This is a genomic window from Geodermatophilus arenarius (assembly GCF_042654585.1).
GTDB lineage: Bacteria > Actinomycetota > Actinomycetes > Mycobacteriales > Geodermatophilaceae > Geodermatophilus > Geodermatophilus arenarius.
In genome coordinates, this window is sequence record NZ_JBHSGR010000001.1 from 311,191 (window position 1) to 332,058 (window position 20,868).

Genomic DNA, 20,868 nt, shown 5'->3' on the forward strand with positions numbered 1-20,868 from the left:
TCAGGCGGGCGGCGCGTCGTCCCCGGAGGGAGCGGCCGGCTCGCGGAACGGCGCGCCGAGCAGCTCCTTGCGGATCTGCAGCAGGTACAGCCAGATCAGCAGGAACACGCCGCCGACGAACCACATCGACGAGTCGATGAGCCCGGTGAGCAGCAGCGGGACCTGCAGCGCGGTGCCGATCTCCAGGCCGCGCGGCCGCCGCTGGACGCCGCTGGCCAGCACGAGGACGACGGCGAGCACGAGCAGGACCGTCAGCCGGGTGGCGCCGAGGCCGGCCTCGGTCTGCGCGATCGCCCGCGGGACGAACAGCACCGCGATGCCCTCGAGCAGCAGCACGGCGGCGGCCGCCCCGCGCAGCGCCCTCGCGGCCCGGACCGGGTCCGGCGCCGTCACGGCCGGCCGCCCAGGACCGTGCGGGCCTCGCCGGCGGTGACCACGCTGCCGGTGACCAGCACGCCGGAGCCGCCGAGGGCGTCGTCGGGACCGGCCTCGGCCAGCTCGATCGCCTCGGTGAGCGCCTCGGGCAGCCGCGGGGAGACGCTCACCCGGTCGGCGCCGAACACGTCGACGGCGAGCGCGCCGAGCTCGTCGGCCGGCACCGCCCGCGGCGAGCTGTTCTGCGTCACCACCAGCTCCGCGCAGACGGTCTCCAGCTCGCGCAGCATGCCCTCGACGTCCTTGCCGCGCACCGCGCCGACCACCCCGACCAGCCGGGTGAAGTCGAAGGACTCCCGGATCGCTTCAACGGTGGCGGCCATCCCGGCGGGGTTGTGCGCGGCGTCGACCAGCACCGTCGGGCTGGTGCGCACCCGCTCGAGGCGGCCGGGCGAGCGGACGGCGGCGAAGGCCGCGCGCACCGTCTCGACGTCGACGGTCCCGGTGGCCGCTCCGGCGCCGAGGAACGCCTCGACCGCGGCCAGCGCGGTGGCCGCGTTCTGTGCCTGGTGCGCGCCGAACAGCGGGAGGTAGACGTCGTCGTACTCCCCGCCCAGGCCCTGCAGCCGCAGCTGCTGCCCGCCGACGGCGACCCGCCGGTCCAGCACGCCGAACTCGGTGCCCTCGCGCGCCACCACGGCCTCGACCTCGACCGCGCGGCGGACCAGCGCGTCCAGCGCCCCGGGCTGCTGGTGGGCGAGGACGGCGATCGCGTCGGCCTTGATGATCCCGGCCTTCTCGCCGGCGATGGTGGCGACGTCGGGACCGAGGTACTCGGCGTGGTCCAGCGCCACCGGCGTGACGACGGCGACCCGCGCGTCGACGACGTTCGTGGCGTCCCACGTGCCGCCCATGCCGACCTCGACGACCGCGACGTCGACCGGCGCCTCGGCGAACAGCGCGTACGCCATGCCGACCACGACCTCGAAGAAGCTCATCGGGTGCTCGCCGGCGGCGTCGACCATCTGCACGTAGGGCGCGATGTCGTCGTACGTCTCCACGAACCGCTCGGCGCTCACCGGCTCGCCGTCGAGCACGATCCGCTCGCGCACCGACTGCAGGTGCGGGCTGGTGAACCGGCCTACGCGCAGGCCGAAGCCGCGCAGCAGCTCGTCGACCATCCGCGACGTCGTCGTCTTGCCGTTGGTGCCGGCGACGTGCACGACCGGGTAGGCCCGGTGCGGGCTGCCCAGCAGGTCCACCAGGGCGGCGATGCGGCCCAGCGAGGGCTCCAGCCGGGTCTCCGGCCAGCGGGCCAGCAGCTCCTTCTCGACGCGGGCCAGCTCGGCCTCGGGACTGCTGCTCATCCTCCCCAGGATGCCAGTCGCGCACTTCCTAGGATGGGGGCATGGTCGCCGATCCCCTCACCCCGGTCAGCACCACCCCGGGAGCCGGGGCCGGGGTACCCGAGAAGCCGAGCCTCGACGGACTCGAGGACACCTGGGTCGCCCGCTGGGCCGAGCAGGACACCTACGCCTTCGACCGCGCCGCCGCCCTCGCCGCGCCGCGCGAGCAGGTGTACTCGATCGACACCCCGCCGCCGACCGCCAGCGGGTCGCTGCACGTGGGGCACGTGTTCAGCTACACCCACACCGACATCGTCGCCCGCTACCAGCGCATGCGCGGCAAGCACGTCTTCTACCCGATGGGCTGGGACGACAACGGGCTGCCGACCGAGCGGCGGGTGCAGAACTACTACGGCGTCCGCTGCGACCCCTCGCTCCCCTACGACCCGGGCTTCGAGCCGCCGGCCAAGCCGGGCAAGGACCAGGTGCCGATCAGCCGGCGCAACTTCGTCGAGCTGTGCATGCAGCTGACGGAGGAGGACGAGCGCGCCTACGAGCAGCTGTGGCGCCGGGTCGGGCTGTCGGTGGACTGGTCGAACGTCTACCGGACCATCTCGGAGACCTCGCGGGCCACCGCGCAGCGGATGTTCCTGCACAACCTGGCCCGCGGTGAGGCCTACGCCCAGGAGGCGCCGACCCTCTGGGACGTCAGCTTCCGCACCGCCGTGGCGCAGGCCGAGCTCGAGGACCGCGAGCGCCCCGGCGCCTACCACCGGATCTCGTTCCACTCCGCCGACGGCCCGGTGTTCATCGAGACCACCCGGCCGGAGCTGCTGCCCGCCTGCGTCGCGCTGGTCGCCCACCCCGACGACGAGCGCTACCGGCAGCTGTTCGGCACGACGGTGCGCACGCCGCTGTTCGACGTCGAGGTGCCGGTGGTCGCCCACCGCCTGGCCGAGCCGGACAAGGGCTCGGGCATCGCGATGATCTGCACCTTCGGCGACCTCAACGACGTCACCTGGTGGCGCGAGCTGCAGCTGCCCACCCGCGCGGTGGTCGGCTGGGACGGCCGCTTCGTCGCCGACGCCCCGGACGGCGTCCCCGCCGGCGTCTACGCCGAGCTCGCCGGGAAGACGCCGTTCAGCGCCCAGCAGCGGATCGTGGAGATGCTGCGCGAGTCCGGCGACCTGCAGGGGGAGCCGAAGGCGATCACCCACCCGGTCAAGTTCTTCGAGAAGGGCGACCGGCCGCTGGAGATCGTCACCACGCGGCAGTGGTACATCCGCAACGGCGGGCGGGACGCCTCGCTCCGGGACGCCCTCGTCGCCCGCGGGCGGGAGATCCAGTGGGTGCCCGAGCACATGCGGCACCGCTACGAGAACTGGGTCGAGGGCCTCAACGGCGACTGGCTGATCAGCCGGCAGCGGTTCTTCGGCGTCCCGTTCCCGGTCTGGTACCGGCTCGACGCCTCCGGCGACCCCGTCTACGACGAGCCGATCCTGGCCGACGAGGCGTCGCTGCCGGTCGACCCCTCCTCGGACGTGCCGCCGGGCTTCGACGAGTCGCAGCGCGGCGTCCCCGGCGGGTTCATGGCCGACCCCGACGTCATGGACACCTGGGCGACGTCGTCGCTGTCGCCGCAGGTGGCCTCGGGCTGGGACACCGACCCGGAGCTGTTCGCGCACGTCTTCCCGATGGACCAGCGGCCCCAGGCGCACGACATCATCCGCACCTGGCTGTTCTCCACCGTCGTCCGCTCGCACTTCGAGTTCGGCGCGGTGCCGTGGACGCACGCCACCATCTCCGGGTTCGTCGTCGACCCCGACCGCAAGAAGATGTCCAAGTCGAAGGGCAACGTCGTCACGCCGATCGACGTGCTCGAGCGCTACGGCACCGACGCCGTCCGCTGGCGCGCCGCCGGCGCCCGGCCGGGCGCGGACTCGCCGTTCGACGAGGCGCAGATGAAGGTCGGCCGCCGGCTGGCCATGAAGATCCTCAACGTCGGCAAGTTCGTGCTGGGCCTCGGCGTGACCGCCGACCTCTCCGCCGGGCAGGTCACCGAGCCGATCGACCTCGGGCTGCTGCGCCGGCTGGTCGACGTCGTCGACGAGGCGACCGCGGCGATGGAGGCCTACAACTACACCCGGGCGCTGGAGGTGTCCGAGGCGTTCTTCTGGTCGTTCTGCGACGACTACGTGGAGCTGGTGAAGTCCCGCGCCTACGGCTCGGACGACGCCGCCCGCTCCGCCCAGGCCACGCTGGCCCTCGCGCTGTCGGTGCAGCTGCGGCTGTTCGCGCCGGTGCTGCCGTTCGTCACCGAGGAGGTCTGGTCCTGGTGGCAGGCCGGCTCGGTGCACCGGGCGGCGTGGCCGGCCGCCGACGAGCTGCCCGGCGGCGGCGACCCGGCGGTCGTCGAGGTGGCCGCCGAGGCGCTGGCCGCGGTGCGCAAGGCCAAGTCGGAGGCCAAGCAGTCGATGCGGGCCGACGTCGAGTCCGCGACGGTGACCGCGCCGGAGGCGCAGGTGCCGCAGGTGGAGGCCGCGCGGGACGACCTGGTGTCGGCCGGGCGGATCGCCTCGCTGACCGTCGTCGCCGGCGAGGGCCCGCTGACCGTCGACGTCGTCCTCGCCGCCCCCGCGGAGGGGTGAGCGTGTGCGCTGACGCCGCATCCGGCCACCCGGGACGCGGCGTCAGCGCACACGATCGGCGCCGAACAGCCGCCGGCGCGCCTCGTGGACCGCGCGGATCTCCCGGCGGCAGGCCACCGGCTCGGTCGTGAGCCGCCGGAAGCCGAACCGCAGCGTCTGCCAGCCCACGGTGGCGAGCAGCGCGTCCCGCCGGATGTCCCGCTCGCGCTGGGCCCGGGAGCCGTGCCAGGCGGCGCCGTCCATCTCGACGGCCAGCCGCACCTCCTCGTAGGCCGCGTCGAGGACGAACACCTCCCCCGCCACCTCGATCCGCCGCTGCTGGGTGAACGGCGGCATGCCGGGGCCGCGCAGCACGGCGAGGCATCCCCAGATCTCCAGCTCGCTGCGGCAGCCCTCGGCCAGCAGGCGCACGAGGTCGACCAGCGCGGCCCGGCCGGGCAGGCACGGACGGCGCCCGGTCTCGGCCAGCAGTTCCCGCGGCCCGCACAGCCGGCGGCGGACGGCGTCGATCGCCGCGGCGCGGACGTCCGCCCGGGAGAGGCCGGCCGGACTCCCCCACGCGTCGACGACGGCCCGCTCGGGACAGGACACCGGCAGCCCCTCGACCCGGCGGACGCTGTCGTCGAGGGCCCGGGTGCGGTGCAGGACGACGCCCGGCGTCCCCCGCCCGCTGCGGGTGTGGCCCACGGTGAGGTGCACGGGGCCGCCGGGCGGGCCGAGCTCCCACAGCGCCAGCGCGGACCGGTGGCTGACCACCCCGCGGCAGCTGCGGACGGCGGCCTCCACCCGGAGCCGCCACTCGCTGGCCACTGCGGGCAGGGCGTAGACACCGGGCTGCAGCCGCGCGAGCCGCCCGTCGGCCACGAAGCGGGCGACGGTCCCGCGGTCGACCCGGGCGGTCAGCGCCTCCCAGGTCGTCCAGCCGTCCGGGCCGACGAGCGCGGCGAGGTCGTGGGTCACCCGGCGACGGTGACCGACCGGGGACCGTCTTGATCCGCCGTCGGCGGATCTGTGGACGGCGGCCTGGCGAGTGTGTGCGCCGGGGCCGCGTTCCGGGCCCCGGAAGGCGGCGTCGGCGCACACGCTCGGGCCCACCGACGCGGACGAGCCCGCCCCCGGAGGTCGGGGACGGGCTCGTCGGCGGTGTCAGCGCAGCGTTACGCGCTCTTCTCGCGGCGCTCGCGGGTGGGCTTGCGCGGCACGATCGTCGGGTTGACGTGCTCCAGCACGACCTCCTTGGTGATCACCACGGAGGCGACGTCCTCGCGGCTGGGCACCTCGTACATCACCGACTGCAGCACCTCCTCCATGATCGCCCGGAGCCCGCGGGCGCCGGTGCCGCGGAGGATGGCCTGGTCGGCGATCGCCTCGAGGGCGTCGTCGGTGAACTCCAGCTCCACGCCGTCGAGCTCGAACAGCCGCCGGTACTGGCGCACCAGCGCGTTCTTCGGCTCGGTGAGGATCTGGATCAGCGCATCCCGGTCGAGGGCCTGCACGCTGGTGATCACCGGGAGCCGGCCGATGAACTCGGGGATCATGCCGAACTTCAGCAGGTCCTCGGGCATGACCTCGGCGAAGGCGTTGGCCTCCTCGATCTCCTTCTTGCCGCGGATCTCCGCGCCGAAGCCGATGCCCTGCTTGCCGACCCGCTGCTCGATGACCTTCTCCAGGCCGGCGAAGGCACCGCCCACGATGAACAGCACGTTCGTCGTGTCGATCTGGATGAACTCCTGGTGCGGGTGCTTGCGGCCGCCCTGCGGGGGCACCGACGCCGTCGTGCCCTCGAGGATCTTCAGCAGCGCCTGCTGCACGCCCTCGCCGGAGACGTCGCGGGTGATCGACGGGTTCTCGCTCTTGCGGGCGATCTTGTCGACCTCGTCGATGTAGATGATCCCGGTCTCGGCGCGCTTGACGTCGTAGTCCGCGGCCTGGATCAGCTTGAGCAGGATGTTCTCGACGTCCTCGCCGACGTAGCCGGCCTCGGTCAGCGCCGTGGCGTCGGCGATCGCGAACGGGACGTTGAGCATCCGGGCCAGCGTCTGCGCCAGGTGCGTCTTGCCGCACCCGGTCGGGCCCATCAGCAGGATGTTGGACTTGGCGAGCTCGACCGAGTCGTCCCGGGAGCGCTCACCACCGGCCTGCACCCGCTTGTAGTGGTTGTAGACGGCGACGGCGAGGGTGCGCTTGGCCTTCTCCTGGCCGATGACGTACTGCTCGAGGAAGTCGTGGATCTCGCGGGGCTTCGGCAGCTCGTCGAACTTCAGGTCCGACGACTCCGAGAGCTCCTCCTCGATGATCTCGTTGCAGAGGTCGATGCACTCGTCGCAGATGTAGACGCCGGGGCCCGCGATGAGCTTCTTGACCTGCTTCTGGCTCTTTCCGCAGAACGAGCACTTGAGCAGGTCACCGCTCTCACCGATTCGTGCCACCTGCTGACCTCCACCTCAGGGGGTTTGCAGGTCCCGGGGATGCGGACCTGCGGATCGTGTGTCGCTTGCTGCCCGTGCTCGGCCCCGCGGGAGCGGGTGCCGCGAGAGTGACCTCCCGGCGCTGCCGGCCGGGGATCGGACGCTCGCCGACGGTACCTGCCGCCGCCGACGCCGCGGGGGTTCGACGCCCCGGTGCGCCGGGGGCGTCCGACTCGCGCGTCACTCCCGGCACTGCACCTCGAACGGTACGGGTCGAGTGCGCGACACGCGATGACTCGACCCGTACCGATCGGGCGATCACGGCGATCAGACCGGCAGCGCGTTGAGCTTGCGGCTCTGGATGACCTGGTCGACGATCCCGTACTCCTTGGCCTCGGGGGCCGTCAGGATCTTGTCGCGGTCGATGTCGGCGCGGACCTGCTCCACCGAGCGGCCGGTGTGGCGGGCCAGGATCTCCTCCATCTGGGCCCGCACCCGCGCGATCTCGGCGGCGTGGATCTCGAGGTCCGAGACCTGGCCGCCGGCCTCGCCGGAGGGCTGGTGGATCAGCACGCGCGAGTACGGCAGCGCCAGCCGCTTGCCCGGGGTGCCGGCCGCGAGCAGGACGGCGGCGGCCGAGGCGGCCTGGCCCATGCACACGGTCTGGATGTCCGGGCGGACGAACATCATCGTGTCGTAGATGGCCATCAGCGACGTGAACGAGCCACCGGGCGAGTTGATGTAGATCGTGATGTCGCGGTCGGGGTCGGCCGACTCCAGCGTGATCAGCTGGGCCATCACGTCGTTGGCCGACGCGTCGTCGATCTGCACCCCGAGGAAGATGATCCGCTCCTCGAAGAGCTTGTTGTACGGGTTGCTCTCCTTCATGCCGTAGCTGGTCCGCTCCACGAAGGAGGGCAGCACGTACCGGCTGGAGGGCAGCTGGAAGTCGCTCATCGTCTGTCAGTCCTCGCTGCTCAGTTGTCGGAGACCGGGTTGGCGCTGTCGGTCATCGCGGCGCGGCTGACGACGTGGTCGACGAAGCCGTACTCGAGGGCCTCCTGCGCGGTGAACCAGCGGTCGCGGTCGGAGTCCCGCTCGATCTGCTCGATGGACTGGCCGGTGTGGAACGCCTGCAGCTCGTTGAGCTCGCGCTTGGTGCGGCGGAACAGGTCGGCCTGGATGGCGATGTCCGCGGCGGTGCCGCCGACGCCCGCGGAGGGCTGGTGCATCATGATCCGCGCGTGCGGCAGGGCGTAGCGCTTGCCCTTGGTGCCCGCGGTCAGCAGGAACTGGCCCATCGAGGCGGCCAGGCCCATGCCGTAGGTGGCGACGTCGCAGTCGATGAACTGCATCGTGTCGTAGATGGCCATGCCGGCGCTGACCGAGCCGCCCGGCGAGTTGATGTACAGGTGGATGTCCTGCTTGGGGTCCTCGGCGGACAGCAGCAGCATCTGCGCGGCCAGCTGGTTGGCGATGACGTCGTCGACCTGGGTGCCCAGGAAGATGATGCGCTCGCGCAGCAGGCGCTCGTAGACCGAGTCGTTGAGGTTCATCCCCCCGGCGGCACCCCGCATCAGCGGGCTGTACGCCGGGTTCGGGTCGGTGCTCACGGGTGGTGTGACCTCCGTTGGCGGTGGATCGAGTCGGTCTCGGTGGGCGGGAGGCGGGGCCGGCGGCCCTGGCGGGCCGTACCCCCGGCGTCCGCCCCGAGTCACGTCGACCCTAACGCGCACCCCTGGGCCCGGAGTCCCGGCGCGGGGGCCTGTTCGCCGACGGCGCAGCGCGCCCCCGGGAAGACGACGGACGCCGCCCTCCCCCGCGTGCGCGGGGCAGGACGGCGTCCGTGGTGGGCATCCGGGTGGCCCCGTGCCGAGGCTCACCCCGAGCTCGCTCGGGGTGGGGAGGACGGGGTCCTCCGTCAGCCCTTGGCGACGTCCCCGCTGTCCTCGGTGGCACCCTCGGTCGCCTCGACGGCGGCCGCGTCGGCGACCTCGGCGTCGGGAGCCTCCTCGGCGGCGGTGTCGTCGGCGGCGGTGTCGTCAGCCGCGGGGGCGGCCTCGGCGGCGCGCACCGTCTGCGGGCGGGCGGCCTCCAGGTCGACGACGTTGCCCGAGGCGTCGGTGATCGTCGTCTGCTCGAGCAGCTGGGCCAGCGCCTTGGTGCGGCGCACGTCGGCGACGAACTCGGCGATGTTGCCGCTCTGCTGCAGCTGCTGGGCGTACTGCTCCGGGCTCATCCGGTTGCGCGAGGCCTGCGCCATGATCTGCGCCGACAGGTCGTCGTTGTCGACGGTGATCTCACGCGCGTCGGCGATCGCGTCGAGGACGAACTGGGTGCGGACCGCCTCCTCGATGTTCTTCCGCTGCTCGGCGTCGTAGGCCTCGCGGCTCTCGCTGCCCGACATGGACAGGAAGGTGTCCCAGTCCATGCCGGCGCCGTTGAGCTCGGTGGTCAGCGCGTTGTTGCGGAACTCGAGCTCGCGGTCGACCAGGCCCTCGGGGATCGGGACCTCGGTGACCTCGAGCAGGTGCTCGACCAGCTTGTCGCGGGCCTGCGCGCCCTGCTGCATGACCTTCACCCGCGACAGCCGGGTGCGGACGTCGTCGCGCAGCTCCTCGAGGGTGTCGAACTCGCTGGCGGTGGAGGCGAACTCGTCGTCGAGCTCGGGCAGCTCCTTGGCCTTCACCGAGCGGACGGTGACGGTGACCTGCGCCTGCTCGCCGGCGTGCGGGCCCTGCTGCAGCGGGGTCTCGAAGGTGGCCGACTCGTCGGCGGACAGCCCGCGGACGGCGTCGTCGAGGCCCTCCATGAGCGAGCCGGAGCCGACCTCGTAGGACATGCCGCTGGTGGTGCCGTCCTCGAGCACCTCGTCACCGACGCGGGCCTCGAGGTCGATGGAGACGTAGTCGCCGTCCTGGGCGGCGCGCTCGACGCCGGTCAGCATGGCGAAGCGCTCGCGCATGACCGAGACCTGCTGGTCGATCTCCTCGTCGGTGACCTCGACGTCGTCGACGGTGACGTTCAGGTCGTCGAGGGCTGGCAGCTCGATCTTCGGCGCGACGTCGACCTCGGCGGTGAACGCCAGGGTGTCGTTGTCGTCGAGGCGGGTCACCTCGATGTCGGGCTGGCCGATGACGCGGACCTGGTTGTCGCGGACGACCTCGGAGTAGACCTCCGGGATGGCGTGCTGGACGACCTGCTCGAGGACGACCGGACGACCGATGCGCTGGTCGAGGATGCGGTTGGGCACCTTGCCCGGGCGGAACCCGGGGACGCGCACCTGCCGCTTGAGCTCCTTGTAGACCTCACCGAAGGCGTGGTCCAGGTCTCCCCACGGCACCTCGATCGCCATCCGGACCCGCGTGGGGCCCAGTTCCTCGATGGTGCTCTTCACAGCGGCAGTGCTCCTCGGTACGACGGAAGGGGGACGCCGGGACCGGCGCCGGGTCGACCCCCGAGTCTAGAGACGCCGGGGGCGGGGTCGGGGTGGCGGGATTCGAACCCACGGCCCCCCGCTCCCAAAGCGGGTGCGCTACCAAGCTGCGCCACACCCCGTGGCGGCTGCGAGTCTAGGCGGGCACCGGCGGGCGGCGTGCCGCCCACGGGGCGGCCTCCTCCAGCGCGGCGGCGACCCGCACGAGCAGGTCCTCCCGCCCGGCGCCCGCGACCAGCTGCACGCCGACCGGCAGCCCGGCGTCGGTGGTGTGCAGCGGCAGGCTGACCGCCGGCTGGCCGGTGACGTTGGCCTGGGCGGTGTACGGGATGAACGCCCCGATGCGGCGGCCCTCCTCGCGCGGGCCTGCGGCGGTGAACCAGCCGAGCTCCGGCGGGGGCGCGCCCACGGTCGGGGTGACCAGCAGGTCGAAGCCCTGCCCGCCGTCCGCGGCCGGCGTCCAGAAGCGGGCCATCCGGCGGCACCAGGAGCCCAGCCAGGCGCGGGCGCCGAGGTACTCGGCCGAGGTCATCCGGTGGCCGGCGGCCCGGTAGTGGGCGTTGCGCGGCTCGAGCTCGTCGTCGGTGATCTCCCGGCCGAGGACCCGCTCGAGGTCGGTGAGCATGCGGGCGGTGTCGGCGGCGATGGTGGCGTTGAAGTGCCGGGAGAAGCCGTCGTCGAAGAAGGCGGCGGGCGCGGCGGGCTCGACGTCGCAGCCGAGGTCCTCCAGCAGCCGGCCGGCGCGGGCGACGGCGGCCCGGCACTCGGGGCTGTCGAGCCAGCGCTCGTGCGGCGGGGCGTCGACCAGGCCGACGCGCAGCCGGCCGACCGGGGCGCCGACCTCCTCGACCAGCGGGCGCGGCAGCGGCGGCGCGGCGTAGGGGTCGCCGGGCATCGGGCCGGCGATCGCGTCGAGGACGGCGGCGGTGTCGCGGACGCTGCGGGTGACGACGCCGTCGATGGTGGCGCCGGCCCAGCCCTCGCCGACGTCGGGGCCCTGGCTGACCCGCGCGCGGCTGGGCTTGAGCCCGACCAGCCCGCACTCGCTCGCCGGGACGCGGATGGAGCCGCCGCCGTCGCTGGCGTGCGCGACCGGCACGTACCCCGCCGCGACGGCCGCGGCCGACCCGCCGCTGGAGCCGCCGGTGGAGCGGGTGGGGTCCCACGGGTTGCGGGCGGGGGCGTTGGCGGCGGGCTCGGTGGTGACCGTCGTCCCGAGTTCGGGGACGTTGGTGCGTCCGAGGACGACGAACCCGGCGGCGCGGAAGGCCTCGGCCAGGTGGCTGTCGCGCCGCCAACGGATCTGCGCGTCGCGCAGCGGGGCCAGGCCGTAGCAGGTCTCCTCCCCCGCCATGTGCGCCCCCATGTCCTTGAGCAGCAGCGGCACGCCGCGGAACGGTCCGTCGGGCAGCGTGCCGGCGGCCTCGGCGCGGGCGGCGTCGAACCGCTCCCGGATGACGGCGGCGAACTGCGCGTTCGTCGCCTCGATCCGGGCGATCGCGGCGTCGACGAGCTCGGCGGGGCTCACCTCGCCCCGGCGCACGAGGTCGGCCTGCGCGGTGGCGTCCAGCTCTGTGGGCTCGGTCACGCCCGGACGCTATCGGCCCGGCCCGCTACGCTGGTGCGGCACCTCGCGGGTGTAGCTCAATGGCAGAGCCCCAGCCTTCCAAGCTGGCCATGCGGGTTCGATTCCCGTCACCCGCTCCACACATAGCCGCAGGGCAGGGCGCCCGTCAGGCCTTCTGGAGAAGCTCTGGAGGGGACTCCGGAGGGCCCGTTGAAGCCTTCCAGGACCCCTGTTTTCCTCTGCATTGGTCATGGATTGGTCACGCCAGATCCCCCTACGGCCAGGTGGAGACCCTCGTCCACCCCTCGCCGTGACCACTACTGGTCACGCGGTGAGCTGCAGTCCATCGTGTCCATCGGTGCAGCAAGCCCCATCGCCGTCGCCATGATCAACCGATCCCACGGTCCAAGCGCGCGGCCAACCCTGCCGAGTCGCAGCACGCCACAACAGGGCCCGTGATCGCGGCCGAGCGGATGTTCCAGTTCGGGTCCTCCGTGACGGACCACCAGCGTTGGAACGTGGGCCAGGCTGAACCGGCCGGCTCGCTGGAGGTAGTGCAGGTCAAGGCGGCTCGCCAGCAAGACAGCATGCCGCTGCCGGGTCCTCGGCGGTTTCCGACCCAGCTATGGCTCTCAGGACCAGGAATGCGTCTCACGACCCTGAAGAGCCACAGCGGGACAGACGCGTCGGGGCGAAAGCAGTGGTTCCGCGCTCCACCGTCTCAATAGGTGAAGTCTGCCCGTAGGAGGTCCACCGGGGCCGTGCTGAGGACAGGATCGAACAGGACCACATCGCCGCTGAGTGCACCGACGTTGCCTTCTTGCAATTGCCGCCAGTCCTCGACCGTGAGGGTGGCCAGTCCGCCCCTGAGGTCACCCCCCACGGTGACGCTGCCATCGGCTGCCACGGTCATCGTGACGCCGAACGAGTTCGCCAGTCCGGGCGGCAGGTTCGGCCAGGGGAGCCGGCACTGAGCGGCGAGAGGCAGCTCACCCTCCGGCGTCTGCGGATCGACCTGCACGCTGCAACTCTCGAGCACCGGCACCTCGATGTCGGGATCCGGGTCGTAGAAGTCCCGCATGAAGTTGAAGGTAGAGATCACGTCGAAGCCTTCCCCGCCGCGTGCCCCGTTGCCGAGCGGGGACGCCCTGAGGGGATTGGGCAGGACCACGTCGTCGCCGTCGTCGCCCCAAAAGTCATCACTGAAAGACCCCGGCTCGCCGATCAGGACGTCGTCACCCGTGCCGCCATGTACCGAGTTGACCGACGTGCTCGTCCCGCCGTAGAGGAAGTCATCCCCCTCATCCCCGTCGATGAAGTCATTACCGGCGCCCCCGTGAATCTCATCGTCGCCGTCACGCTCTCCTCCGGACGCCGGCAGGGCCCCCACGCGCCGGCCGTGCAGGTTGTCGTCACCATCCCCACCCCGGATCAGGTCGGCACCGGCGCCACCGGAGACGTGGTCGTCGCCGCCGTACCCGTACAACACATCGTCGCCCAGTCCGCCGTCGATAATGTCGCCGCTCAACGGGCCGCTGTCCGAAACCGGGTCCGAGCCGTGCACGATGTCGTCACCGGCACCGCCGAAGATGCGGTCCCGACCGCCCTCGCCATGGACGAGGTCGTCGCCGCCACCAAGGCATATGACGTCGTCGCCCGGTGTACCGAAGATGATGTCCGCCCTGCTGGTTCCGTCGATCGTGCAGAGGCCCCACCCGGGCTCCCCCGTTGCTGGGGCTGCCTGCGCAACCGCTTGCTGGCCGATGACGGCCAGGACAGTCACCGCTGCAATCGGCACGAGCCTCCGATGGGTCGCCACCGCAATTCTCCAATTCATGACGGCAGCGTCGTGCGCATGGCGTTTCAGGACACGGGCACCCCTGCCCCTCCACGCTTCGACTGATGGTCAGGACCGAGGTCGACGTGGCGGGCCTTTTCCACCTTGAACAGCCGGGTGGCTCCGCCGCCGAGACGTGCGGTCCTCTGGTCAGCTACCCGCTTGCTCGATCGAGGTTCGTGCAAGATTTCAGCCGACGCGCCACTCTCTTCGACGGGACCCGCATGTCTGCAGTTGCGCCGCCTGCACCCCAGGCAATCGTCTCCTCTTCTACGGGTCGACACGTCCTCGTGCCGGGCAGCTCGCTCACGTTCGGCCGCGCAGCGAGCAGCGACCTGCGGATCGGCCATGTCCCAGAGGACCTGCGCGTTCCCCGCTCTGTGGGACGGCTTGAGTGCCGACCCGACGGCGTCCTCATCCACAACCTCTCCGACAAGCGAACGCTCCTCGTTGAGACCTTCCCCGGTCCGGGATTCGAGATCCCGCCGCTGATGCTCATGGGGACGATGCCGCACGACCTCGTGACCATCGTGGTCCGTGGTGAGGGCGGCCGACGGCATACCATCCGGGTGGACACGACGGGTCTCTCGGCGTCGCCTCGGCGCCCGGCGGCCGCGGCGACCGTCGATGCCACGGTCGGGTACCGCCGGATTCCGGAGCTCAGCGAGCGACAGCGGGAGCTGCTGTGCGCACTCTGCCTACCCCCGAGCCTCGGCTGGAACGGTCGGACCAGCACGCCCACCTACGCGGAGATGGAGCAGATCTTGCGCGAGCGAGGAGTCGCGGTCAGCGCCAAACGGATCCGCAATGCTCTCGACGACCTCCGCTACGTGTTGGCGCACGAGCATGGCGTAGCCGACATCCAAGGCGAGTCCGCCGACCGCCCCGCGGGCGGAAAGCAGTCCTTTCTGCCGCAACTGGCACAATGGGCGCGGCTGTCCGACAACGTCACCGACGACGAACTCGATGAGTTCGACCGCCGGGCGGTCTGAAACCCGACCTTCTCGGCGCAGCTGTCCCCGACGTGTTGATCCCTCTGCGGTCCCGCAGCGAATTGGGAATGCAAGAGTGACGTCGGAGGCGCTGCGCGTGGTCGCTGGCAAGCACCTCTCCACGAGCTCGGCAGCGGAGCGATGGGACCGTCTACCTCGACGGACCGTCGCGCTCGGGGCGGCTCGAGGCATTGAAGCTCAACCCAGAGCCCTACAGCGCGACCTGCGTCGGCAACGGGCACTGGCACTACTCGGTTGGTGGCACTAGCGCTTCCACCAGTGCCTGAGGGGACGGGTCCGCTGGCGGTGTATTCAGTTGTGGGCGATCTGCCCCAGCCACGGCGTCAGCAGCAGTCGGTCGCGCAGTGGTTCATCCGGTCTTGCGAGCCATGACGACGATCGGCCTGGGGACTCAAGTCAGCGAGCGACGGTCACAGGGTGGGGTTGAAGGCGCGCGCCACCCGACGCCACAGCCTGGGCCGTCCCCGGGGAGGCGGCGGGCCTGCCACCGGCAACGTGCCGCATCCGGTCGTGGCCAGGGTCGCGGCGTCCTCCGCGGGTTCCGAAACGGGTGCCGGACCCGGGGTCGCGGTTGCCCATCCCCCAGCTGCATCCGACCGCTGCATCGCCGCGACCAACTCCGTCGCCGTCCCGGGGCGGTCCTCGGGCCGGCTGGCGAGACCGGCTTGCAGCGCAGCTCGCAGCCCGGGAGCGAGAGCGGCGTCGTCCTCTGGAGCCCGCCTCCCGGCGTGGGCACTGAGCACCTGCCCGGCGGTACGGCCGAACGGCGGGTGCCCGATCAGCACCTCGTAGGCGAGACAGCTGAACGAGTAGACGTCGCTGGCCGGGGTCGCCGGAGCTCCAGAGAAGCGTTCCGGCGCGGTGTAGGGGACGGTTCCCAGGAAAGCCCGGCCGGTGAGGTCCGTCGTCTGGTCCAGCCGGCGGGCGATGCCGAAGTCGGTGAGGAACCACTGCACCTCGGCACCTGGGGCGGCCTCGAACCGCCCCCCGGCGAGGAGCACGTTGGACGGCTTGACGTCGCGGTGCACCAGTCCCCCGCGGTGGACGGCGTCGAGCGCGCCGGCGACCTGAGCCAACCCGGTCAGCGCGTCCTCGACGGAGGGGCGCGGCGACGTCAGTAGCAGGTGGCCGAGGTCGACGCCGTCCACGTACCGCATGGTCAAGTACAGCCGGCCGTCGCTTTCGTTGCGGTCGTACACGGGGACCACCCCTCGCGCCTCGACCGACGCGGCGAGTTCGGCCTCCCGGAGGAAGCGCTTGCGGAACTCCGGGTCTGCCGCGAGCGCTGGAGAGATGACCTTGAGCGCCTCGAGCCGACCAATCCGCGGGTGCCGGACCAGGTAGACGGTGCCCATGCCGCCAGCGCCGAGCTCCGCGAGCACCTGATAGCCGGCGATGGACGCCGGCAGGTCCCTCCTCGACCCCATGCCACCCCTGACCGCCGCTTCGCTGACCTCCTCATCCTCGCGCACCGTCGACCCGGCGCCGACCCGTTGACGTCGCTCCACGACCGAACGTCCTCTGCTCTGCACCACCCGGGCCGACGCAACCCCGCCCCGGACAGGGGTGCCTGGAACTCCGCGCCGTCCGACCGCGCGATGTTGGCGACATGGATGGGCCCAGTGACGGCCAGCAGGGACGCCATGTCACCGCAGCTCGGTGTCCGCATCGATGCTGGTGACGGCACGGGTACGACAGCGCCTCGAAAGCCCGGCCGCACAGGGCCGCTGCACTGCAGTCGGGCGGCCCACCGGTTAACGTCTGCCCGGGACGGGCAGCCGTGACTTCCCGGGCTGCACGGGCACAGGGACGGGCGCAGGGCTGCCCACGGTCGCGGCGGGGGTGCGATGACGCCACGACGACTGGGGCCGTACGAGCTGGAACAGTTGCTCGGGTCCGGTTCGATGGGCGAAGTCTACCTGGCCCGGGACTCCCGACATCACGACCGCCGGGTCGCGGTCAAGCTGCTGCCGGAGAGTCTGAGCGCCGACCGGGAGTTCATGGTCCGGTTCGAGCGGGAGGCCCGGATCACCGCGCAGCTCAGCGAGCCGCACGTCATCCCCGTGCACTCCTACGGGGTGATCGAGGGTCGCCCGTACATCGAGATGCGGCTGGTCCAGGGCAGCGACCTGCACCGGCTCCTCAGCCGCAGCGGACCCCTCCCCCCCGGCCGGGCCGTCTCGCTCGTCGCGCAGGCCGCGGCGGCCCTCGACGCCGCCCACGCCGAAGGGCTTGTCCATCGCGACGTGAAACCCTCGAACATGGTGGTGACGCCGCAGGACTTCCTGTACGTCGTCGACTTCGGCATCGCCCGCGCGTCCGGGACGAGCAACACGGCACTCACCGGGACCGGCGTGGCCATCGGCACCCTGCAGTACATGGCTCCCGAGCGGTTCCTCGGGCAGGATCTCGACGCCCGGACCGACCTCTACTCACTCACCTGCGTGCTGGTCGAGTGCCTGACGGGTGCGCCACCGTTCCGCGGCGAGGAACTACCGGCCCTCCTCTATGCGCACATCAGCCTGGACCCGCCTCAGCTGAGCCGATTCGTGCCGGGGATCCCAGCCCAGCTGGACGACGTGGTGGCGCGCGGGATGGCCAAGGACCCGGCCGACCGCTTCCCGACCGCCGGAGAGTTGGTCGCCGCCGCGACGGAGGCGCTGCAGGGACACAGGCCGGCGCCGGCCACCGTCGTCCGGCGCGACGACGAGGCGACGGTGAACGGCCTCTCGACGACGGCACCCCGCCGGGACCGGCCACCCGTGCCCGTGCCCGCCGACGGGGGCCCTGACAGGTCCCACGCGGCGCCCGCGCGCACCGTGCGCCGGACCGCACTAACTGCGGCGGGCGTGCTGGCGCTCGTCGCCGCGATCGTCCTGGCCCTCGTGTACCTGCCCGACCGGGAGGACGACGCCGTCGCCGGCGGGCCGGGTGCACCGCCGTCACGCAGCTCGTCTGCGTCCTCGTCCAGCTCCGCCGCCCCCCTGCCCAGCGTGCGGTCGCCGGTGCCAGCCGGTCAGATCACCGAGCGGCTGGACAATCCGCACGACATCGCACTGTCCCCAGACGGCACCCGGGCCTACGTCGCCGATGCGGATGCCGGGCTGCTGCAGGTCATCGACCTCGGCCAGCAGGCCGTCGTCGACTCCATCCCGATTCCGCAAGGCCCACCGCAGTACGTGACGCTGTCCCCCGAGGACGACAGCACGGCCTACGTGACCACGTCCCAGGAACAGTCCACCGACCTGTACTTCCTCGTCGTGGACCTCGCGGGTCGCACCGTCCGCGAGTCGACGCCCGTTGACCGGTATCCACTCAAGCCCACGGTGAGCCCGGACGGGGCACTGGTGTACGTGCCGCTGCACGATATGGGCCAGGTCGAGGTCTTCAACGCCGACGGCCTCCCGATCACCCGGTTCTCGGTGCCGGAGAACCCGCACTCGATCGCCATCAGCGCCGACGGGGAGACGGGCTACGTCGCGAACCACGAATCGAACGCGGTCACCGCATGGGACCTCCGCGACCTCCGGGACGTCCGGCAGGTCGGTGACCGTATCGGTGCGGGAACCGCACCTCACCGCCTCGCCCTCTCCCCCGACGGCCAGCAACTGGCGGTCGTCAACTTCCGGAGCCACGACGTCTGGCTGTATCCCCTCGCCGACCCGTCGAACCCGCAGAAGGTCGGCGTCGGCAACAACCCGCAGGACGTGGCCTTCGCGCCGGACGGCCGCCACCTGTACACGGTGAACCTCGATGACGACAGCCTCTCCGTGGTGGACACCCAGACCCTGCAGGTCGTCCGCGTCCCGGTCGGCAACCAGCCGACGAGCATCGTGCTGCGCGCCGATGGCAGTCAGGCCTTCGTCACCGTGTCCGAGCCGCCGGACGACGCGGCCCCTGAGCGGGCCGGGATGGTGGCCGTCTTGGACACCGCCGGCTGAGTGCCGGGGCCACCGGTCGTCCGGCGGACAGGACCCGACTCTGGCGGGCGGGCAGGGGTGCCCGGGACTCGCGGCCCTCCCGCGGCGACAGTCCGTGCCATGGAACTGGACTTGGCACCTGTCCCCTGTCGAGGACGGCCCAGCAGGCGGGGGATGGAGCTGCGGATCACGGGCGAGGCCGCACCGCCCCACGTGATCGAGCTGTCGGACCGGCCATGGGTCATCGGGCGCGCGGCCGACTGTGACGTCCGGGTAGCGGACCCGCGCGTCTCGAGTCACCACTTCCGGGTCGAACCGGTTGCGGGCGGTACCTGGCGGGTGACCGACCTCGGCAGCCGGAACGGCACCTTCCACGGAGGCGAGCGGATTCGGCAGAGGTTGGTGCAGGGCGACACCAGTATCCGCCTCGCCCACCCCGACTGCGGGGTAGGCGTGAATCTGGTCACCCCGCGGTCGCGGCGCCCGCCGGTCGGCATCGTCAGCACGGGCGGGGCCGGCGTGGTGATGGAGGACGTCGTCGTCCGGCGTGGCGGTGTCGAGCTGCTGCACGGGGTCGGCGCAACGCTGCCTCCGGGCAAGCTCTCCGTGATCATCGGCCCCAGCGGCGCCGGGAAGTCGACACTGCTCGCGGCGCTGACCGGGGCCGTCCCGCTCAGCCGTGGCCGGGTGCTCCTCGGCGGCGCGGACCTGGCGGACCTCGGCACCGACCTCCTCGCCTCGCTCGTGGGCGTGGTCCCGCAGGAGGACGTCCTGCACACTTCGCTGCCCCTACGCGCCAGCCTGCGGACCAGCGCCCGCCTGCTCCTCCCCGCGTCGACCGGTCGACGGGACCGGCACGCGGCGGTCGAGCGGGTGCTGGAGCAGCTGCACCTGACTGAGCGCGGTGGCCTGCGGATCGACCGGCTGTCCGGGGGGCAGCGCAAGCGCGCCAACGCGGCCGCCGCCCTCCTCACCCGGCCCCACCTTCTCGTGCTGGACGAGCCCACATCGGGGCTGGACCCGCACCTGGAGCGCTCCTACATGCGCGACCTCAAGGAGCTGACGGATGCTGGGACCACGGTCGTCGTGGTCACCCACAGCCCCGCTGCCGTCGACGTCGCCGACCATGTGCTCGCCGTGGCGGCGGGGCGAATCGCCTACGAGGGTCCGCCCGGCGGTCTGCCTGGACACTTCCGGGCCCGCGGGCTCGGCACCGTCTTCGCCGAGATGGGTAACAACGCCCAGAATTGGGCCCAGTTATGGGAGTGTGCTCGCCGCGCGTCCGGCACGCGCCGGATCGCCGTGGCCCCTCCATCGCCGGCACACGGGTCGCGCCGCCACCACTTCCCCGCGCTGCTAGGACGCAACCTGCGCCTGCTGGCCGCCGATCGGGGCAGTCTGGCCCTGCTCCTGCTCCAGGCCCCGCTGCTGGGCATGCTGGCCCGATTGTTCCCCGACGGCGGCGGCTTCGACCCCATGACCGCACCGAACCGCGACATCCGCACGGTGCTCCTGGTCCTCGTCCTCGCAGCAACCTGGTTGGGTACCTTCGCGGCGATCCGGCAGGTCGTCGACGAGCGCCGCGTCCTCGACCGTGAGCTGGGCGCTGGGGTGTCACCGCTCGCTTACGTGACCGCCCGCGCAGCCCTGCTGGCGCTGCTCGTGCTCGTGCAGGTCTCTGGGCTGCTGGTCGCCGCGATGGCCGGGCGGGACCTTCCGGCCGGGCAGCTCCTGGCCCGTCCCGGGCTCGAGCTGTTCCTCACGCTCACCCTGACCGGCTGGACGTCGGCCGCCGTCGCCCTGCTCTTGTCGGCGTTGACCCGGTCCGGTGCCGGAGCCGCGGCTCTCGCCCCCCTCGTCGTGGTGCCTCAACTGCTGTTGTGCGGCGCGCTCGTGCGGGTCGACGACCTGCTGCCTCTTGATCTCGCGTCCCGCGTCGTCAGCGCACGGGCGGCGTTCTCCGCAACGGCCGCGAGCACCGACCTGCAGGTCGTGGAAGGCGGTACGGACGCTCCGGCGGCCTGGCACGGCGATGCCGCGACGTGGCTGCTCAACCTGCTCGAGCTCGGCGCACTGGCGGGGATCGCGCTGCTCACCCTGTGCTGGGTCCTCCACCGCCGCGCCACCTCCCGACGCTGACCGGCCCCATTCTCCGCCGGATGTGCTTCCGACGCTGCCGGCATCGCCGCCGTCGAGCGGTACTGGGACGGCTTGCGCTGGCCCGGCCACCCGCCGCGTGCCACCCCCGGCCGAGCGCGTCCGCACCAGCACCACGGCTGCCGCCAGACCGTGCACAGGGCGCCCCCGATCCTGCCCCG

General features: G+C 72.2%; 14 protein-coding genes and 2 tRNA genes. 5 read left to right on the forward strand and 11 right to left on the reverse strand.

The genetic code is table 11. From position 1 onward, the window contains the following. Entirely contained in the window at positions 1–393 is a 393-nt protein-coding gene (locus tag ACFO3M_RS01470) for a DUF4233 domain-containing protein (protein ID WP_387985420.1), read from the reverse strand. Continuing rightward, the gene (gene folC, locus ACFO3M_RS01475) at positions 390–1,742 is read right to left on the reverse strand and encodes a bifunctional tetrahydrofolate synthase/dihydrofolate synthase (RefSeq protein ID WP_387985422.1); all 1,353 of its coding nucleotides are present in this window, start codon (positions 1,740–1,742) and stop codon (positions 390–392) included. The genes ACFO3M_RS01470 and folC overlap by 4 nt, the downstream gene beginning before the upstream one ends. 41 nt (positions 1,743–1,783) lie before the next feature. Here folC and valS point away from each other — a divergent pair, with 41 nt between their 5' ends. Next, entirely contained in the window at positions 1,784–4,369 is a 2,586-nt protein-coding gene (valS, locus tag ACFO3M_RS01480) for a valine--tRNA ligase (protein WP_387985424.1), read from the forward strand. Between the two features lie 42 nt (positions 4,370–4,411). On the opposite strand, the gene ACFO3M_RS01485 is transcribed toward valS, so the two are convergent. The 7 genes from ACFO3M_RS01485 to ACFO3M_RS01515 all read right to left on the reverse strand — a co-directional run bounded on the left by ACFO3M_RS01485 (position 4,412) and on the right by ACFO3M_RS01515 (position 11,801). Continuing rightward, entirely contained in the window at positions 4,412–5,329 is a 918-nt protein-coding gene (locus ACFO3M_RS01485) for a DUF559 domain-containing protein (protein WP_387985427.1), read from the reverse strand. A gap of 197 nt (positions 5,330–5,526) precedes the next feature. Continuing rightward, positions 5,527–6,798, reverse strand: a complete 1,272-nt coding sequence (clpX, locus tag ACFO3M_RS01490; protein ID WP_387985428.1) for an ATP-dependent Clp protease ATP-binding subunit ClpX — start codon at positions 6,796–6,798, stop codon at positions 5,527–5,529. A gap of 306 nt (positions 6,799–7,104) precedes the next feature. Beyond that, entirely contained in the window at positions 7,105–7,734 is a 630-nt protein-coding gene (locus tag ACFO3M_RS01495; RefSeq protein WP_387985431.1) for an ATP-dependent Clp protease proteolytic subunit, read from the reverse strand. A 20-nt stretch (positions 7,735–7,754) separates the two neighbouring features. Continuing rightward, entirely contained in the window at positions 7,755–8,390 is a 636-nt protein-coding gene (locus ACFO3M_RS01500; protein ID WP_456902534.1) for an ATP-dependent Clp protease proteolytic subunit, read from the reverse strand. A gap of 308 nt (positions 8,391–8,698) precedes the next feature. Further along, positions 8,699–10,174: a trigger factor gene (gene tig / locus ACFO3M_RS01505; protein WP_387985433.1), complete on the reverse strand. Its 1,476-nt coding sequence runs from the start codon at positions 10,172–10,174 to the stop codon at positions 8,699–8,701. Positions 10,175–10,261: 87 nt separating this feature from the next. Next, positions 10,262–10,335, reverse strand: a tRNA-Pro gene (locus tag ACFO3M_RS01510). A 14-nt stretch (positions 10,336–10,349) separates the two neighbouring features. Next, positions 10,350–11,801 (reverse strand): amidase, encoded by a 1,452-nt coding sequence (locus tag ACFO3M_RS01515; protein WP_387985436.1) that lies wholly within the window; start codon positions 11,799–11,801, stop codon positions 10,350–10,352. Positions 11,802–11,846: 45 nt separating this feature from the next. Here ACFO3M_RS01515 and ACFO3M_RS01520 point away from each other — a divergent pair. Continuing rightward, positions 11,847–11,920, forward strand: a tRNA-Gly gene (locus ACFO3M_RS01520). A 581-nt stretch (positions 11,921–12,501) separates the two neighbouring features. Here ACFO3M_RS01520 and ACFO3M_RS01525 read toward each other — a convergent pair. After that, a complete protein-coding gene (locus tag ACFO3M_RS01525) occupies positions 12,502–13,599 on the reverse strand; it encodes a calcium-binding protein (RefSeq protein WP_387985439.1) in 1,098 nt (365 codons plus the stop codon). An 83-nt stretch (positions 13,600–13,682) separates the two neighbouring features. On the opposite strand from ACFO3M_RS01525, the gene ACFO3M_RS01530 reads away from it, so the two are divergent. After that, positions 13,683–14,609: an FHA domain-containing protein gene (locus ACFO3M_RS01530; RefSeq protein WP_387985442.1), complete on the forward strand. Its 927-nt coding sequence runs from the start codon at positions 13,683–13,685 to the stop codon at positions 14,607–14,609. 431 nt (positions 14,610–15,040) lie between these two features. Here ACFO3M_RS01530 and ACFO3M_RS01535 read toward each other — a convergent pair whose 3' ends face one another. Beyond that, positions 15,041–16,165 (reverse strand): serine/threonine-protein kinase, encoded by a 1,125-nt coding sequence (locus tag ACFO3M_RS01535; protein WP_387985445.1) that lies wholly within the window; start codon positions 16,163–16,165, stop codon positions 15,041–15,043. A gap of 312 nt (positions 16,166–16,477) precedes the next feature. On the opposite strand from ACFO3M_RS01535, the gene ACFO3M_RS01540 reads away from it, so the two are divergent. Continuing rightward, positions 16,478–18,571 (forward strand): serine/threonine-protein kinase, encoded by a 2,094-nt coding sequence (locus ACFO3M_RS01540; RefSeq protein WP_387985448.1) that lies wholly within the window; start codon positions 16,478–16,480, stop codon positions 18,569–18,571. Positions 18,572–18,724: 153 nt separating this feature from the next. Then, on the forward strand, positions 18,725–20,689 hold the full coding sequence (locus tag ACFO3M_RS01545) for an ATP-binding cassette domain-containing protein (protein WP_387985451.1): 1,965 nt from the start codon (positions 18,725–18,727) through the stop codon (positions 20,687–20,689). The last annotated feature ends 179 nt before the right edge of the window (positions 20,690–20,868 follow it).

Excerpts from the sequence above, each read along its gene's own strand:
- folC (WP_387985422.1), bottom strand. The coding sequence starts at position 1,742 with ATGAGCAGCAGTCCCGAGGCCGAGCTGGCCCGCGTCGAGAAGGAGCTG.
- ACFO3M_RS01540 (WP_387985448.1), top strand. The coding sequence starts at position 16,478 with ATGACGCCACGACGACTGGGGCCGTACGAGCTGGAACAGTTGCTCGGG.
- ACFO3M_RS01495 (WP_387985431.1), bottom strand. The coding sequence starts at position 7,734 with ATGAGCGACTTCCAGCTGCCCTCCAGCCGGTACGTGCTGCCCTCCTTC.
- ACFO3M_RS01545 (WP_387985451.1), top strand. The coding sequence starts at position 18,725 with ATGGAGCTGCGGATCACGGGCGAGGCCGCACCGCCCCACGTGATCGAG.
- ACFO3M_RS01530 (WP_387985442.1), top strand. The coding sequence starts at position 13,683 with ATGGTCAGGACCGAGGTCGACGTGGCGGGCCTTTTCCACCTTGAACAG.
- valS (WP_387985424.1), top strand. The coding sequence starts at position 1,784 with ATGGTCGCCGATCCCCTCACCCCGGTCAGCACCACCCCGGGAGCCGGG.